Annotated in this window: 15 protein-coding genes and 1 tRNA gene; 2 read left to right on the forward strand and 14 right to left on the reverse strand. The window is 62.7% G+C overall.

Features of this window, described 5'->3' with window-relative positions; translation table 11 throughout:
* From VHE12_00505 to VHE12_00530, 6 genes are all read right to left on the reverse strand, one after another.
* Positions 1-171 carry a hypothetical protein gene (locus VHE12_00505; protein ID HVZ79259.1) on the reverse strand — a complete coding sequence of 57 codons (171 nt, stop codon included), beginning with the start codon at positions 169-171 and terminating at the stop codon, positions 1-3.
* Positions 168-875 (reverse strand): Crp/Fnr family transcriptional regulator, encoded by a 708-nt coding sequence (locus tag VHE12_00510; protein HVZ79260.1) that lies wholly within the window; start codon positions 873-875, stop codon positions 168-170. Before VHE12_00510 ends, VHE12_00505 begins: the two co-directional genes overlap by 4 nt.
* 62 nt (positions 876-937) lie before the next feature.
* Positions 938-1,318 carry a response regulator gene (locus tag VHE12_00515; protein HVZ79261.1) on the reverse strand — a complete coding sequence of 127 codons (381 nt, stop codon included), beginning with the start codon at positions 1,316-1,318 and terminating at the stop codon, positions 938-940.
* A 460-nt stretch (positions 1,319-1,778) separates the two neighbouring features.
* Positions 1,779-3,167, reverse strand: coding sequence for a sigma-54 dependent transcriptional regulator (locus VHE12_00520; protein ID HVZ79262.1), 1,389 nt, complete (start codon positions 3,165-3,167; stop codon positions 1,779-1,781).
* Between the two features lie 137 nt (positions 3,168-3,304).
* Entirely contained in the window at positions 3,305-3,670 is a 366-nt protein-coding gene (locus tag VHE12_00525; protein ID HVZ79263.1) for a response regulator, read from the reverse strand.
* 94 nt (positions 3,671-3,764) lie between these two features.
* Entirely contained in the window at positions 3,765-4,952 is a 1,188-nt protein-coding gene (locus VHE12_00530; GenBank protein HVZ79264.1) for an ATP-binding protein, read from the reverse strand.
* 111 nt (positions 4,953-5,063) lie between these two features.
* Between VHE12_00530 and VHE12_00535 the strand changes: the two genes are divergently transcribed.
* Positions 5,064-5,546 (forward strand): glutathione peroxidase, encoded by a 483-nt coding sequence (locus tag VHE12_00535; GenBank protein HVZ79265.1) that lies wholly within the window; start codon positions 5,064-5,066, stop codon positions 5,544-5,546.
* A 257-nt stretch (positions 5,547-5,803) separates the two neighbouring features.
* Here VHE12_00535 and VHE12_00540 read toward each other — a convergent pair whose 3' ends face one another.
* From VHE12_00540 to VHE12_00570, 7 genes are all read right to left on the reverse strand, one after another.
* The gene (locus tag VHE12_00540; protein HVZ79266.1) at positions 5,804-7,306 is read right to left on the reverse strand and encodes an FG-GAP-like repeat-containing protein; all 1,503 of its coding nucleotides are present in this window, start codon (positions 7,304-7,306) and stop codon (positions 5,804-5,806) included.
* Between the two features lie 102 nt (positions 7,307-7,408).
* A complete protein-coding gene (locus VHE12_00545; protein HVZ79267.1) occupies positions 7,409-8,701 on the reverse strand; it encodes a UDP-glucose/GDP-mannose dehydrogenase family protein in 1,293 nt (430 codons plus the stop codon).
* A 170-nt stretch (positions 8,702-8,871) separates the two neighbouring features.
* A complete protein-coding gene (locus VHE12_00550) occupies positions 8,872-9,747 on the reverse strand; it encodes a carboxypeptidase-like regulatory domain-containing protein (GenBank protein HVZ79268.1) in 876 nt (291 codons plus the stop codon).
* A 194-nt stretch (positions 9,748-9,941) separates the two neighbouring features.
* Positions 9,942-10,379 (reverse strand): VOC family protein, encoded by a 438-nt coding sequence (locus tag VHE12_00555; protein HVZ79269.1) that lies wholly within the window; start codon positions 10,377-10,379, stop codon positions 9,942-9,944.
* Between the two features lie 111 nt (positions 10,380-10,490).
* Positions 10,491-12,530 (reverse strand): hypothetical protein, encoded by a 2,040-nt coding sequence (locus VHE12_00560; protein HVZ79270.1) that lies wholly within the window; start codon positions 12,528-12,530, stop codon positions 10,491-10,493.
* Positions 12,527-12,940 (reverse strand): nuclear transport factor 2 family protein, encoded by a 414-nt coding sequence (locus VHE12_00565; protein HVZ79271.1) that lies wholly within the window; start codon positions 12,938-12,940, stop codon positions 12,527-12,529. Before VHE12_00565 ends, VHE12_00560 begins: the two co-directional genes overlap by 4 nt.
* Before the next feature lie 431 nt (positions 12,941-13,371).
* Positions 13,372-13,446 (reverse strand) — tRNA-Gln (locus VHE12_00570).
* A gap of 171 nt (positions 13,447-13,617) precedes the next feature.
* On the opposite strand from VHE12_00570, the gene VHE12_00575 reads away from it, so the two are divergent.
* Positions 13,618-13,818, forward strand: coding sequence for a hypothetical protein (locus tag VHE12_00575; GenBank protein HVZ79272.1), 201 nt, complete (start codon positions 13,618-13,620; stop codon positions 13,816-13,818).
* Here VHE12_00575 and VHE12_00580 read toward each other — a convergent pair.
* Positions 13,794-14,807, reverse strand: a complete 1,014-nt coding sequence (locus VHE12_00580) for an alpha/beta hydrolase (protein ID HVZ79273.1) — start codon at positions 14,805-14,807, stop codon at positions 13,794-13,796. The two genes, VHE12_00575 and VHE12_00580, sit on opposite strands and share 25 nt — an antisense overlap.
* Positions 14,808-14,813: the final 6 nt, after the last annotated feature.

Genomic DNA, 14,813 nt, shown 5'->3' on the forward strand with positions numbered 1-14,813 from the left:
TCAACCTGCCTTCGGGACCGTGAGGAAGGGCGCCTGGAAAGCCCGGATCGCCTTCACGAAAAGGGGATTGGCGCCGCCCGGCGGGACGGCCCGCAGGAGCCTCCGCGCGGGGACTTTCCGGGGCCTGGGGTCCCGGGTGGAGCGGGTGGGAACGGCCGGAAAGGGGGTCATTCCCCATCCTCCTCTTCCATCCGGTCGATGATCTTTTGCATGTCGCGGATGAGGATGCGGCCGCGGGTGCAGGCGACCAATCCGGCGGCTTCCAGCTTGGTGAAGGTCCGGATGCAGGTCTCCACCACGGTCCCCGCCATTTCGGCGATCTCCCGGCGGGTCAGGGGGATGGTGTTCCCGAATTGGTCCGCCAGGGTGGCCAGGACGTGCAGGATGCGCTTCTCCACCGACTCCTGCTCGAAGGTCTGGGTCTCCTTGGAGCGGCTCAACCTTTGGGAAAGCTGGTCCGCGACCGCCAGGGTCACCGAGGGATGGCGGCCCAGGATCCCGATGAAATCGGCCCGGGGGATGGAAAGGACGGTGACGTCGGTCTCGGCCACGCTATGGCAGGGATAGGTGCCCCCGCCCAGGGAACAGCAGGACCCGAACATGGACTTGGGGCCCACCATGCAGAGGGTCTGACACCGGCCGTTGGGGCTGCAAGCCTGGGCCTTGACGTGGCCCTCCTTCACGAACCAGACCTGGTCCGCCGGGTCCCCGTCCAGGAAAAGGGTGTCCCCCTTCTTGAAGCGGCGCTCGATCATCTTTTTTTCCAGCTCGGACTGTTGGGCGAAAGGCAGGCTCTTGAAGATGTCCAGGAAGGGGGCTTGCGTCCTCCCCGGGACGGCCATCGGGTTCGGCCGGATCTTGGAATAGGTCAGCATCACTTCCTCCTTAATGGAACGGCTCTAGGCTTCGGGCCCAAGGCCCTTGGCCGGGTGAACGTCTAATCCTTTGCGCCCCTCAAATATCCCGCCACGATGCCCGGAAGGGCCTGGGTATCGATGGGTTTGCTCAGGTACCCGTCGCATCCGGCGGCCATGGCCTTCTGCTCGTCCCCCTTCTGGTCGTAGGAGGTGATCATGATCACGATCGCATCCTTCGAGCGGGGGTCGGCCTTCAGGCGCCGGGTCAATTCCAGGCCGTCGACCCCGGGGAGCTGGAAATCCATGAGGATCAGGCGGGGCCGGAACCCCTCCAGGACCCGGAAAGCCTCTTCGGCGCCCTGGGCGGTGTGGACCTGGTAATGCTCCACTTCCAAAAGGAGCTTGGCCAGCTTCAGGTTCAGGGGGTTGTCATCGATGATCAAAATGGGTTCTTCGGACATGGTGCCTTCCCCGGTCGGATTTGACCTAAAGAAAGGCAACTGTGATGCCAGTCATAGAAGGGGAAAAACCGGGGAAAAAGGGGTGATCGGAGCGGAGGATCGGATGAAAAAGGGGGATTATGGCATGGGCGCCATAGTGGAGGAGCCAGAGCCCATCGGAACCACAGAGGGCACAGAGGTCACAGAGAAAATCATTCTTGCTTTTGACTTTTTCCGTCCTACAAAAGACGGCCGTCTCCGTGCACCCCGTGCGCCGCCGAAGGCGGCCTGTGGTTCAAATGGGCTAGCTTTTCGACCAAAAGTCGTATTTTTGGGACTTCATGAAGTCGGAACCACAGAGGTCACAGAGGGCACAGAGAAAATCATTCTTGCTTTTGGCTTTTTCCGTCTTCCAAAAGACGGCCGTCTCCGTGCTCTCCGTGCGCCGCCGAAGGCGGCCTGTGGTTCAAATGGGCTAGCTTTACGACTGAAGACCGTACTTCTTCACCTTCATAAAAAGGGTCTTGTAGTCGGTCCGGAGGATCTTGGCGGCCTGGGACTTGTTCCCCTGGGTCGCCCGCAGGACGTTACGGATGGCCTGCTTCTCCGCTTCCTCGGCGGCGCGGGTCGAGATCTGCTTCAAGGAAAGGCCGGGCGCCAGGGGCACTTCCACGGCCTCCAGGCCCGCCTGGGGCGCGGAACCCTTGCCCAGGAGGGATCGGAGGACCTCCGGACCTACCTCCGGGCCTTGGCTCAAGAGCACGGCCTGCCTGACCACGTTGCGCAGTTCCCGGATGTTCCCGGGCCAGGGGTAATCCCGGAGCCGCTCCAGGGCCTCGGATCCCAGGGGCGCCAGGGGCTTGCGGAATTCCACGGCCGCCTCCTCCAGGAAGCGGCCCGCCAACAGCTCCAGGTCCTCGAGACGGTCCCGCAAGGGGGAAAGCTGGAGGGTGAACTCGGCCAGGCGGTAATAGAGGTCCTGGCGGAACTTCCCTTCCTGGGCCAGTTGTTCCAGCGGCGCGTTGGTGGCGGCGACGAAGCGCACATCGATGGCCAGGGACCGCTCGGCGCCCACGGGGCGCACCTGGCGTTCCTGGAGCACCCGCAGCAGCTTGGCTTGGAGCCCCATGGGCAGGTTCCCCACCTCGTCCAGGAAGAGGGTCCCGCCCGACGCCAGGACCATCTGGCCCTCCTTCTTGCGGTCGGCGCCGGTGAAGGCGCCCTTCTCATGGCCGAAGAGCTCGCTCTCCAGCAGGTTCTCGGCCAGGGCGCCGCAATCGATGGCCACGAAGGGTTTCCCCCGGCGGGGGCTTTCTTCGTGCAGGGCCCGGGCGGCCAGTTCCTTCCCCGTCCCCGTTTCCCCCTGGATGAGCACCGTCAGGTTGGAGGGGGCCACCTTCCGGATCTGGGCCACCATGTCGCGCAAGGCGGGGCTCTCCCCCGCCAACCGTCCCAGGGCCGGTCCCTTGCCCGCCCTCTGGCGGAGCTCCTCCATTTCGTTCAGCAGTTCGTCCCGTTCCAGGGCATTGCGGAGCGTGATGAGCAGTTGGTCGTTCTCGAAGGGCTTGGTGAGGTACTGGTGGGCGCCGGCCTGCACCGCCTCCACCGCCTTCTGCACGTCGGTGACCCCGGTGAGCATCAGGACGGGAAGTTGGGGGCGGCGTTTCTTGAGCTCCTTGAGGACCTCGATGCCGCTCATGTCAGGGAGCTGGAGGTCGAGGAGGACCGCGTTCACCGTGGGGACCGCCCGTTCCAGGGCGGACCGGCCGTCCTCGGCCGTCAGGACGTCGTAACCCGCCACCTTGCCCAGGAGGGTCTGGAGCAGGCGCCGTTCGATGGCGTCGTCGTCCACCACAAGGATTTTCTTCATTTGAACCTCAGGTAAAAGATGGACTAAAAGGCATCCCATGACACGAAGATTCTAAAACACTAAGAAATCCGTTCCTTTTCGATCCACATACAAAACCCTTACTTCGAATCTTTGTGGCTTCGTGTCATCCGATGCCTTCATTCCTTCAAATACCCCGCCACCTGGGACGCGAAGGTCTGCACGTCCAGGGGCTTGGAGATATAGCCGTCGCAGCCCGAAGCCAGGGCCTTCTCCTCGTCGCCCTTCATGGCGTAGGCGGTCACGGCCACGATGACCAGGTCCTGGAAGGCCGGATCGGCCTTCAGTTGGGCCGTCAGCTCCAGCCCGCTCATGCCGGGCAGTTGGAGGTCCATCAGGATCAACCGGGGCCGGGTGTTCTCCAGGCTCTGGAGGGCCTCCTCGGCGGAGCCGGCGGTGAGGACCCGGTAGCCCTCCTTGGCCAAGAGGAGTTTCGTGAGCTTGAGGTTGATCGGGTTGTCGTCCACGATGAGGATCTCGGTCACTCGAACACCCCGAAACCAATTCTTGATGTCGGAAAGTTTTCGACACTGATCCTGCGTCGAAAAAATCCTGAATTCAAAATTAAAAATTCAAAATTCATGCTTGGTTTCCAGAGGTGTCCCGGGGCAGGACCGCGGTGAAAACGCTCCCCGTCCCATAAACGCTCCGGACCGAGACCGCGCCCCCCTGGGCCTCCACCAGACGCTTGGTGAGGGCCAGTCCCAGGCCCGTGCCCGCGTATTTCTTGGCGACCCCCTGGTCGAGCTGCTGGAACTCGATGAAGAGCTTGTGCATGTCCTTTTCCTGGATCCCGATGCCCGTGTCCTCCACCTCCAGGCGGAACCGGTCGTTCCCCTCGGGCAGGGCCCGGACGGTCACCGTCCCGCCCTCGGGGGTGAACTTGATGGCGTTGGAGAGGAAATTATAGAGGACCTGCTTGAGCTTGGAGGCGTCCAGCACCACCGTCCCCAGGGCCGGGTCCACCTGGGCCACCAGGTCCAGCTTCTTGGGTCCGGCGATGCCCCGCAGGATCTCCTTGACCTCGGTGATGGAACGGGAAAGATCCACCTTCTCGGGGCGGAACTGCATCTTGCCCGCCTCCACCTTGGTGAGGTCCAGCACGTCGTTGATGAGCTGCAGCAGGTGGCGGGCGCTGGTGAGGATGTCGCCCAGGTATTCCTTGTGGTCCGGCGAGAGGGGCCCCACCTTCTCATGCACCATCAGCTCGGAGAAGCCGATGATGGCGTTCAAGGGCGTGCGCAGTTCGTGCGACATGTTGGCCAGGAACTCGCCCTTGAGGCGGTTGGATTCCTGCATGCGGCGGTTCTCCTCCTCCAGCACCCGCCGGCGCTCGGAGACGTCCCGGACCGCGGCGATGACGAAGACGCCCTCCTCCGTATGGATGGGGCTGAGCGATATCTCCGCGGGGAACTCGCTCCCGTCCCTTTTCAGGGCGTAAAGGTCCATCCCGGCGCCCATGGGCCGGATCTTGGGGGCGTGGAAGTACTCGCCCCGGTGGGCCGGGTGGCCTCCCTGGTACCGGGCGGGGACCAGGGCCTCGATCTTGAGGCCTTGAAGTCCGTCCGGCGGGTAGTCGAAGAGGGTCTCGGCCTGGGCGTTGGAGAGGACGATCCCGCCGTCCTTGCCCACGATGACCATGGCGTCCGGGGCGGCGGCCAAAAGACCCCGGAGCAGGGCCTCCTCCGATCTCGGACGGGCGGAAGGGCCGTGTGTCCTTTTCCCGGGGCCGCGGGTCTTTCCGGTTCTCGGTTTGTTCTTTTTCATGCGGGAAGGATTTCCTTTTTGGGGGGTGGGCTTCCCAATTTTAATCCAGGGCCATTGGTTTTACGACGGGAAGAAGGCTATATTCCCGTTACATCCACCGGGAGGAAGACCATGTCCATCCATCCATTCCAAGCCAAGACCATCGACGGGAAGGAAATCGCCCTTTCCCAATACCGGGGCAAGGCCCTTTTGATCGTGAACGTGGCCAGCCGTTGCGGCTTCACCCCGCAATACGAGGGCTTGGAGGCGCTTTACAAGAAATACAAGGACCGGGGGTTCGAGATCCTGGGCTTCCCCTGCAACCAATTCGGTTCCCAGGAGCCCGGGACCGAGACGGAAATTAAACAGTTCTGCGACCTGAACTACGGGGTGACCTTCCCGCTCTTCGCCAAGATCGACGTGAACGGGCCCAACGCCCATCCCCTCTATAAGTACCTGACCTCGGAGAAACCCGGCATCCTGGGCACCGAGGCCATCAAATGGAACTTCACCAAGTTCCTCATCGGCAAGGACGGCGAACCCGTCAAGCGTTACGCCTCGGCGGCCACCCCCGCCAGCCTGGAAGCGGACGTCGAAGCGGTCCTTAACAAGTAGGACAAGGCCCATTGAGCCACCGATGAACACCGATCAACTCCGATAAAGACCCGATAGATCATTTTCACCACAGAGACCCCCCCGTCCCAGCCCACGATCGTATCCAAGACTTATCGGCGTTCATGCCCTTCATCGGTGGCTAATGGGACGTTCGATGTCGTCGCGAAATAAAAAAGCCCGGGGATTTCCCGGGCTTGTGTGCCGGTCTTCTGTTCCATCCCATCTATGCCATGCATCTGTGGCTGGAATGGATCTTTTTAGTGGATGACCGCCAGCTTGCGCGTGAAGGAGACCCCGTCCACCGTGAAGCGGCCGATGTAACTGCCGCTGGCCAAGGCCTGGCCCGCCTGGTTCGTCAGGTCCCAATCCACGCTGTTCTCCCCCGCCACCGTGGCCGAGGCCGGCAGGGTCCTGTCCCAGACCAGCGTTCCGGTCAGGTCGAAGACCTGGACGCTGACGTTGGAAGGCCCCGGCAGGTCGAAGTGGAGCTTCACCGACCCTCCCCGGGCCGGGTTCGGATAGAAATAGGTGGTCTCATCGCTGAACCGGTCATGGGACCCGTGCGCCAGGGCGTCGGGCGTGGGCGTCGGGGCCACCAGGGTCAGGGGCACCACCTTCAGGCTGTTGGTGCGCATGTGGGTCGTCACCAGGGCCGCGCCATCCTGCCCCTTCATCACCGCCAGTTCGACCGGACCGAAGGAATGGTCCTGGCCTTCGGCCACCGTCAGGGTGCCCTCCAGGGCGTAGGTCCCGTTGAGGGCGTCGAAAACATCGATGGTGTCCGAGTCGCGGTTGGCGACCAGGATCTCCAGGTCCTTGTCCCCGTCCAGGTCCGCCACGGTCAGCCCGTTGGGATGCTGGCCGGTGGTCGAGAGCGGGAGTTGGGGATCGAGGGAGCCGTCGGCCTGTTGCAGGAAGACCTGCACGTTGTTCTTGGTGAAATCGGCCAGCACCAGGTCGGAACGCCCGTCGCCGTTGAGGTCGGCCAGGTGAAGGTCCGAGGGCGAGCCGCCCGGCGGGAGTTCCAGGGTGCGGGTGACCGCGAAGGACGAGGGATCGGCGTTGGAAGCCGAGAGGATGACGACCTGGTTGGCGTTCATACAGACCACCGCGATCTGGCCGGAACCGTCGCCCGTCAGGTCGCCCACCGCCAATTGCACCGGGCCGCCCGGCACGGGAATATCGGTCCGTTGGCCCAGCTTCCCGTCCTTGAGCGGGAAGAGGGAGACCTGCCCCGCCCCGTAATCGGCCACCGCCACGAAGTCGGTCCCGTCCCGGCGGGTGCGCCCCGCGGCCACGCCGACCGGCATCTTCAAGGTCGGGGCCTCGTCCACCTGTCGGAAGCTTCCCCTTCCCCATTGAAAGACCTGGAGGCGATCCGCCTCATAGGCGGTGACGAAGAGCAGTCCCTTGCCCGTGGATTGGGCGTCCAGGATGGCCAGGCCCCGGGGGCTCTGGGCGGTGGGGATCGTGGCGATGGGGCTCAAGGCCGAACCGTTCAGGCCGAAGACCTGCACCGTGGAATCCTGGGCGTGGGTCAGGGAAACGGGGGTGGAGAGCCCGATGAAGGTGTGGGAACCGAAATTCGCCACCGCCAGTTGTTGGGAGCCGTTCCCCAGCAGGGAACCGACCGCCAAACCCCGGGGGCTGGTCCCCGCGTCCTGGCTGGTGGGTGTTTGGAAGGGCAACGGGACGGCTTGGCTTGCGAGAGGAAGAACGGCGATAAGGGCGGCTTTCCGGATAAAGGTACGGATCTTCATTGGACCTCCTAAAAAGAAATCAGTAGGTCAATGGTATCAAAAAAGTCCGGTCCCGGCGGTCGTCTCGGGGGAAAAAGAGGAAGGAAAAACCCCAGGTCAGGCCTATTGGCCCCGGCCCATCCCGTAATAGGTGAAACCCTGTTCGGCCAGCGGGCCGGCCTCATAGAGATTGCGGCCGTCCAGGATCAGGGGTTGTTTCACCAGGCCCCGCAGTTTCCGGAAGTCGATCTGCCGGAACTCGTTCCACTCGGTGACGATCAGGATGGCGTCCGCCCCATGGGCCGCCTCGTAGGCGGAAGGCGCGTATTTGACGTGGGGCAGGAGGGCCCGGGTCTTTTCCATCGAGACCGGGTCATAGGCCCGCACCTTGGCCCCCGCCTTCAGGAGGGCGGGGATGATGTCCAGCGACGGCGCTTCCCGCAGGTCGTCGGTGTTGGGCTTGAAGGCCAGGCCCCAGACCGCGATGGTCTTGCCCTTGAGGTTCCCCACCACCCGGCGCACCTTCTGGAGGAAGATCTTTCGCTGCTGCTTGTTCACCGCCAGCACCTGGGGAAGGATCTTGAAGGGCTGGCGGTTCTTCTTGCCGATCTTGGCCAGCGCCGCCACGTCCTTGGGGAAACAGCTTCCCCCGAAACCCAGGCCGGCGTTCAGGAACTGTCCCCCGATGCGCGGGTCCAGCGCCATGCCCTTGACCACCTGCAGGATGTCGGCCCCGATACGGTCGCAGAGGTCCGCCACCTCGTTGATGAAGGAAATCTTGGTGGCCAGGAAGGCGTTGGAGGCGTACTTGATCATCTCGGCGCTCTTGAGGTCGGTGATGACCACCGGGCACTGGAGCAGCTTGTAGATCTCGGCCACCTTCTGGGCGGCGGCGCGGTTGGTGGCCCCGATGACCACCCGGTCGGGCTTCATCAGGTCGTTCACCGCCGAGCCTTCGCGGAGGAACTCGGGGTTGGACACCACGTCGAAGGAGACGTCCGAGGGGCTGTTCTGGATGATGATCCGGGCCACGATGTCGGCCATGCCGATGGGCACGGTGCTCTTGTTGATGATGATCTTGTAGCGGTCGAGGCTTTTCCCGATCTCGCGGGCGGCGGCCTTGACGTTGGTGATGTCCGCTTCCCCGTCCTGGCCCGGCGGGGTGTTGACGGCGATGAAGATGAAGTCGGAGGCCTGGACGGCGCCCTTCAGGTCGGTGGTGAAGGTCAGGCGCTTGCCCCGGTTGCGCTGGATGATCTCGGAAAGGCCCGGCTCGAAGATGGGCACCACGCCCCGGCGCAGGGCCGCGACCTTTTTCCTGTCGATATCCACGCAGATGACCTGGTTGCCGAACTCGGAGAAACAGGCCCCCGTCACGAGCCCCACATAACCGGTCCCGATCACGGCGATGCGCATGAAAAAGCCTCCGAAAAGGATTGGGAAGATTGGACGCCCGGCCGGGTCACCCCGGACCCAGGGACAAAACCAAAAGCAGGATAGCCTTTTCCGATGATTTTCCAAGTTGGAAAGAGGACGGCCCGGGCCCCCGAAAAGGGGCATGGGCCGGGAAAAAGGGCCTGCCTTCCCTAGGGCTGACTTGGGGGGCGGGCGTTCTGTAACTGCATCCGTTCCTGCTCGCTGAGCTGGTAGGGGAACATGGAAAAGTCCACGGCTTGGTCCCCCCCGCCCTCGGTCCCCCGGAAGCTCTGGTTCGGCGGTTCCTCATAGGCCTTGGCCATCCGCGCCCCCACGTCCAGCCCCGACGGGTCATCCGTCCAATACCTTTCCCCGAAATTCGGGTGACTGATCCGGACCTCGTAGGCTTCCGGAGCCGAGAGCGGGGGGACGGTCACATGGTAAAAACCCTGTTCGTTCGTGGTGGCGGTCACCGCCACGCCGTTGTTCGAGAAGACAATCACGGCGCCGCTGATGGTCGACAAATGGAGGCAGTCCAGGACCTTCCCGTGGAACTGCCAGGACGGGCCCGCGATGGTCATGGGGGTGGCGATGGGCGTGGGGGTGCAGGTCGCATCGGGATACCCGCAAGGCAGGGGGGTCCAGGTCGCCTCCGGGGACGGCTCTTCGGTGGCGTTCCCATAGATGGAGGTCGGGCGCTCGATGGGCTTCGGGGTGGCGTATCCGTCGGTCTTGGGTGTGGGCCAAAAGGAATAGAGGGCCGCTCCCAGCAGGAGCGGGACCGCGAGCAGGATCATCTTCTTGAGTGGGAACTCCTGGTATTGCCGCTCGGGCAGCGGTTTTTTCCAAGGGTTCGTTTCGGCCGGGGGCGGGTTTTCTAAAGGCGGCGCGGCGGCCGGTTCCGGGCCCGATGGCGCCGGCCCAGGTCCGGGGGTCTCCGGGGGCGGAGGCGCATTGCGTTCCCGCCATTTGGCGAAGATCAACCCGCAGGCTTCGCAGGTCTCATTGCCATCGGCTTGTTCGAACCGGCAACTGGGGCATTGCATTCAATGATTATAAAACGGATTTTGGGGAATCAAAGAAAACGGACCGGTCGTTCCTTTGGGTCCGTTTAAGGTGAAAAGAGAGCCGATCGGGCATTCGCGGAGGATCTTTTAAACTTCGACGAAATCCTCCATTCCCGACAGGGCCAAGAGAAGGACCTATCGGGACCCACCCTAGTTCAGGGGCATGGACCTAGTTACTTTTGACCCCTGTTCTTCGGGTCAAAGTCCACGGTCCATTCAATGCCGTACTTATCCCGGAACATCCCGAAATAGGAACCCCAGGGACTGTCGGCGATAGGCACTTCGATCGCTCCACCCGCCGAAAGTCCATTGAACAACCTGTCGGCCTCTTCACGGCTTTCCGCGCTGATCGCTATCTTGGACCTGTTCTCGTTTTCGTTCACCCGCCCCATCCTTTCCGGGACGTCATTGGCGATCAAAACATTCTTCCCGATGGGCAAGGCGATGTGCATTATTTTATTCGCTTCCTTCTCCGGGACCTGGAACTCGGGGCTCGCTAGGTCCTTGAAACGGACGATCTTCGAGAATTCTCCCCCGAAGACCGATCGGTAAAATCCGAACGCTTCTTCGGCGTTCCCATTGAAGTTGATGTAAGGATTGATGGTCGGCATAACGTTCCTTTCTCGGTCGACGTTCTTTCACGGCTTTACCCGCTTTATTCCCCAACGACACAAAAAGAGGCCACGCCTAAATCTACTTGAGGACCATCCCCATGGTACGGCTCATTTCAAGCCTCCGGTCATCCGGAAATGGTGGCTGAACTCAGTACTACGGACCAATTGCGGGACCCACCCGCTTTGGACCGCCAGCTTTTCGAGGTGGGACCAATCCCGGTGCTGGAGGGCGGGGCCTTGGGCGTTCTTCTCCCCGCCGGAAGGCGCCTGGGAACGGGCCACGGAACCGACCAGCAGGCCCGGGCCCGTCCGACGGAACAGGTCCAAATGGGCGGCCACCACCCCATCGGAAGCATAGGAAAAAAGGGCCCCTTCCGACGAAACAACAACGAGGGCCGCCGGACCCAGGGACCCCAACAACCGCCGCAGCGGTTCCGGGTCCTCCCAATCATAGTCGATCACCTCCAAGGCGATTTCCAGGCCCCGCAAAGGCCCCCCGGCGGAACGGAGGGCGTCCAAGGCCCGGCTCCCGAAGGCGGGACCTTCCCTTTCCAGTTCCAGGACGTGGATCAGGACCTTCCGGTCCGACAGGAGTCGGCGCGGATCCCGGGACAGGAGGATCAGCGCGTTGAGGTTGTCGATCGCGGGCCCGCCCCCGATGTTGATGAAGTGGAGGGGAACACCCGGATTTTCCGCCAGGGCCGGGGCCACCCCCTCGGCCTGTAAATGCGCCATGTCCCAGAGACGCAACCGCAGGGTCCGGGCCAATTCGGACGCCGCGATGCGGCGGTCGAACCATCCCCCCCAGCCCGGCTTTTGGTGTTCCGGGCCCAGTTTCATCAGATAGGTGCCCATGCCGCTCAGGAAGCTGCCCCGCGCGTCCCGGACCTCCCGGACCAGGGGCGACCCGGGCCAGAATTTCCCCATCGGTTCGATCACGGCGCGGGACAGGACCCGTTCCACGATGCTCCGCTCCCGGCCCTTCGGCGGCGGATAGCCAAAGGAAGGGTGGGTGATATCGATGACCGGCAACTCATCCCCACCGTCCCTGGATGCGTAACAAAGACCCGGGCGCCCTCCCTTGCCGGGGTTCCCGGCCGGGAACGGCCCCCGCGTGGACAACCGCCGCAGGATCCGGTAAGGGGCGGAACGGAAGGACCTTTCCAAGCGGCCGGCGGACGGGCGGGTGGCCGACCAGCGCATGACGGCCCAATAGGCCCGCTGAAGGATCCCCACGGTCCCGGGCCGGTGGGGCACCCGGTCGTTCAAGGCCCGCATCTTCCGGCCGAAGGTCTCCACCCATTTCCGGTTCAATTCCCGGCGGTGGGACGACCGGGTCAGGGCCAGGGAAAAGATCTGCGGATTGGTGTTGATCTCCCAGACACTGATCCGGCCCTCTGCGTCCACTCCATAGTCGACGCGCCCATAATCCACGCCGGCCAGGGCGAAAACGCGGCGCAGGAGGTCGGCATGGGGGTTCCGGGCGACATGGTCCCTTTCCTCCGCCAGCAACCCTTCCTCGAAAAGTCCCGCTTCCTTGACCTGCCAATGGGAATTGAAAAGCACGCCCCGGGGGATCACCTCATCCCCGATGAGGAAGGCCGCGTATTTGGCATAGGCCCCGTCGGGACGTTGGGACCCCGCGTACTCGCAGGCGATCCATCCTTCCAGGTCCTTTCCCTGGGAACGCAGTTCCTCGATCCGCCGCTGGAGCGCCTCCGGGCCCTCCAACAACCCCGACCGGGCTCCATCATGGTCGTTGGCCACGCGGAGGAAGACCGGGAACCGGACATCGGGAGGAGGGGGTTGCCACAGGGGCCAGGCCCGGTGACGGTTGATGCCTTCCGCTTGGAGCTTCCGGAGAAGTTCCAAGCGGCGCAGGGTCCGCCCAGGCTGGTTCAAGGTCACCCACCGCGCGGGATCCTCCTGCAAACGCTCCCACAGCTCCCCGGCTTGGGCCTCCTCGGCGGGGCTCAAACGCTCGATGTCGGTGAAAAGATAGACGCCCGGCGGTGGCTCGCCGGCGGAGCGCAAGAGCGGATGCCCATAGGGGACCGGTTTGAGGATGTCCCGGTCCGGGGCTCCCGCCCCGGCCAGGTATTCGTCGATCGTATGGAGGCCGAAACGGGTGGCCAGGAAGTGGATCATCGCAGGACGTTGGGCACGCCCGGTAGCAGGGAAAAATGGCTATGGACGCAATGCCACCGATCCCCGCCCTTGAGGCGCAGGATCAACGTCGACCTGCCCGGCCTTTCGAACCGTCCCTGGTCGGGGGCGATGCCGGTGGAGGTCCAGGGAACGGCGATGGACAGGACCCCATGGGCGGCCTCCCCATGGACCCGCATGGCGTCCAATTGGAAAGTGAACCCCTCGATATTGGGCCAGACCCTGGACCACTGCTCGGCCTCCAGGCCCCTCTGGCCGGCCACCGCATGGACCCGGCTTCCATATCCCAGGACATCGGGGTCGAAAAGTTCCCGCGCGGACGCGTAATCCTGTTTCCGGACGCAATCCTGGAACCGGACCAACCATTGTTCGGCGATATCCTTGGGGACCATTGGGGCATTTTATACAGGGACCGCGTTCGGCGGGAAAAATCCGGGTAAAGACGGGAAGCGGTGAAGGTCGAATGGTTCGATAAACCCACCACAAAGCCGCCCGCCCTGAGTTCATCGAAGGGTTAGCTCACAGGGGAAAGGACCCCCTGTGTACCCCATGAAAGGCCCTAGGGGCCCTGCCCCTATGAACCCCACGGTTCGAATCCCTATTACCACAAATAATTAAGCCCTCTCTCCCGAAGGAAGAGAGGGCTTTCGATAGACCAAACCCAGGGCGGTGAATGTCGAACCGCTTCGCTCACAGGGGAAAGGACCCCTGTGTACCCCTTTGAACGACATGGGGACCTACTGTTCCCCATACCCCTCACGGTTCGAATCCCTATTACCACAAATAATTAAGCCCTCTCTCCCGAAGGAAGAGAGGGCTTAATTGGCTGGGGCGGTAGGATTCGAACCTACGAATGCCAGATCCAAAATCTGGTGACTTACCGCTTGTCGACGCCCCAATGTCCGCAAAGCCGCGAATTTTGAATTTCGAATTCTTAATTTTTAGTTAAAAACCCTAAAACCCATCGGCGGGCAGGTAATTTAATTCCCGCAACTTCCTTATGCAAGCGCCAATTATATGGTCAAAAGGGCGGTTGAGACCCGGCCCCGGCGCGTGATAGCCTGAAAACATGGAACAAGAACAGGAAACCCCCGAAAAGATCACCCGGCTCCCTTCCCTCTTCGAGATCGGCAAGGGTCTCGCCAAGGGACAAAATTCGGAGACCGAGAAACTCTTCTACACCTGTCCCCAATGCGGCCATGGGATGGTCACCAAAAAGTGCAAGATCGTCTGCTACCACTGCCATTACTTCATTGGCTGCGTCGAGTGACCCTTCTTTTTCTGCCCGCTCATTAGATCCTCTTCCGCCTTCGGGAAGCCGGCCTTCAGGTCCTTCAGGAACTCTTCCACCACCTTCTCATAGATCATCGGATAGAGCTTGTAGGTCTCCTCATGGCCTGCGTCGGGGATATAGATGAGCCGCTTTTGCCGGGACGTGGTGGCTTCGAAGAGTTTCCGGACCTCGTCCGACTTGGCCAGGTCGTCCTTCTCGCCCGTGATATAGACCGTGGGGACCCCGTTCAATTGTTTCACCACCGGCAGCAGGTCCAGGTCGCTTTCCTTCAGGTCCAACCCCGTGTCCTGGTCATAGGCGGAAAGGACCTTTTGCAGGAACCCGGGAAAGGCCGCGAACTTGGCGCCCATGGTACGGCGGGAGACATAGGACTTGAGGTTGGCGAGGGGGCTGTCGGCAATGACCGATACGTTCGGCGTCCCAATGGCGGCGCGCAGGGCGCTGATGGCCCCCATGGAGAACCCGAAATAGACCAGGGGACCTTTCAACGAATGGCGGCTTTCCAAATAGGCCCGGGCCGCGGGGAAATCCTTGTATTCCAGGACGCCGCCGGCCAGGGGCGCGTCCCCGCTCTGCCCGCAGCCCCGCTGGTCGAAGATCAGGACCTGGCATCCCAGCTTGTGGAGGAAAAGGGCCCGCGACAGCACCTGTTCCCGGTTCTTGAAGGCGCCGTGGGTCAGCAGAACCGTCGCCAGGACGTCCTTCTTCTTTTCGGCCGGGATCCACCAGGCCGCCAGGGGGATGCCGTCCGGGGTCCGGATCGTGACCGCCTCATAATGGGACATCCCATAGACCGCCGGGGTCTCGGTGACGGGCTTCTTGACCTTGGCCTTGGCCGCAATGGACTGGGCGACCTTGCCCGGCAGGACCCCATAAATGAAGTAAAGCCCGCCCAAAACCGCCAGGACCAGGACCGCCAGGGAGAGAAGCACCCAACGGTTTGGAGAGTTCCTCGTTTTAGCCATGTTCCA

The organism is bacterium (assembly GCA_035549195.1).
Taxonomy (GTDB): domain Bacteria; phylum Oederibacteriota; class Muellerivitia; order Muellerivitales; family Muellerivitaceae; genus DASZRK01.

Coding starts and splice junctions, on each gene's coding strand:
- VHE12_00505 (HVZ79259.1), bottom strand. CDS start 171: ATGACCCCCTTTCCGGCCGTTCCCACCCGCTCCACCCGGGACCCCAGG.
- VHE12_00510 (HVZ79260.1), bottom strand. CDS start 875: ATGCTGACCTATTCCAAGATCCGGCCGAACCCGATGGCCGTCCCGGGG.
- VHE12_00515 (HVZ79261.1), bottom strand. CDS start 1,318: ATGTCCGAAGAACCCATTTTGATCATCGATGACAACCCCCTGAACCTG.
- VHE12_00520 (HVZ79262.1), bottom strand. CDS start 3,167: ATGAAGAAAATCCTTGTGGTGGACGACGACGCCATCGAACGGCGCCTG.
- VHE12_00530 (HVZ79264.1), bottom strand. CDS start 4,952: ATGAAAAAGAACAAACCGAGAACCGGAAAGACCCGCGGCCCCGGGAAA.
- VHE12_00535 (HVZ79265.1), top strand. CDS start 5,064: ATGTCCATCCATCCATTCCAAGCCAAGACCATCGACGGGAAGGAAATC.
- VHE12_00540 (HVZ79266.1), bottom strand. CDS start 7,306: ATGAAGATCCGTACCTTTATCCGGAAAGCCGCCCTTATCGCCGTTCTT.
- VHE12_00545 (HVZ79267.1), bottom strand. CDS start 8,701: ATGCGCATCGCCGTGATCGGGACCGGTTATGTGGGGCTCGTGACGGGG.
- VHE12_00550 (HVZ79268.1), bottom strand. CDS start 9,747: ATGCAATGCCCCAGTTGCCGGTTCGAACAAGCCGATGGCAATGAGACC.
- VHE12_00555 (HVZ79269.1), bottom strand. CDS start 10,379: ATGCCGACCATCAATCCTTACATCAACTTCAATGGGAACGCCGAAGAA.
- VHE12_00560 (HVZ79270.1), bottom strand. CDS start 12,530: ATGATCCACTTCCTGGCCACCCGTTTCGGCCTCCATACGATCGACGAA.
- VHE12_00565 (HVZ79271.1), bottom strand. CDS start 12,940: ATGGTCCCCAAGGATATCGCCGAACAATGGTTGGTCCGGTTCCAGGAT.
- VHE12_00575 (HVZ79272.1), top strand. CDS start 13,618: ATGGAACAAGAACAGGAAACCCCCGAAAAGATCACCCGGCTCCCTTCC.
- VHE12_00580 (HVZ79273.1), bottom strand. CDS start 14,807: ATGGCTAAAACGAGGAACTCTCCAAACCGTTGGGTGCTTCTCTCCCTG.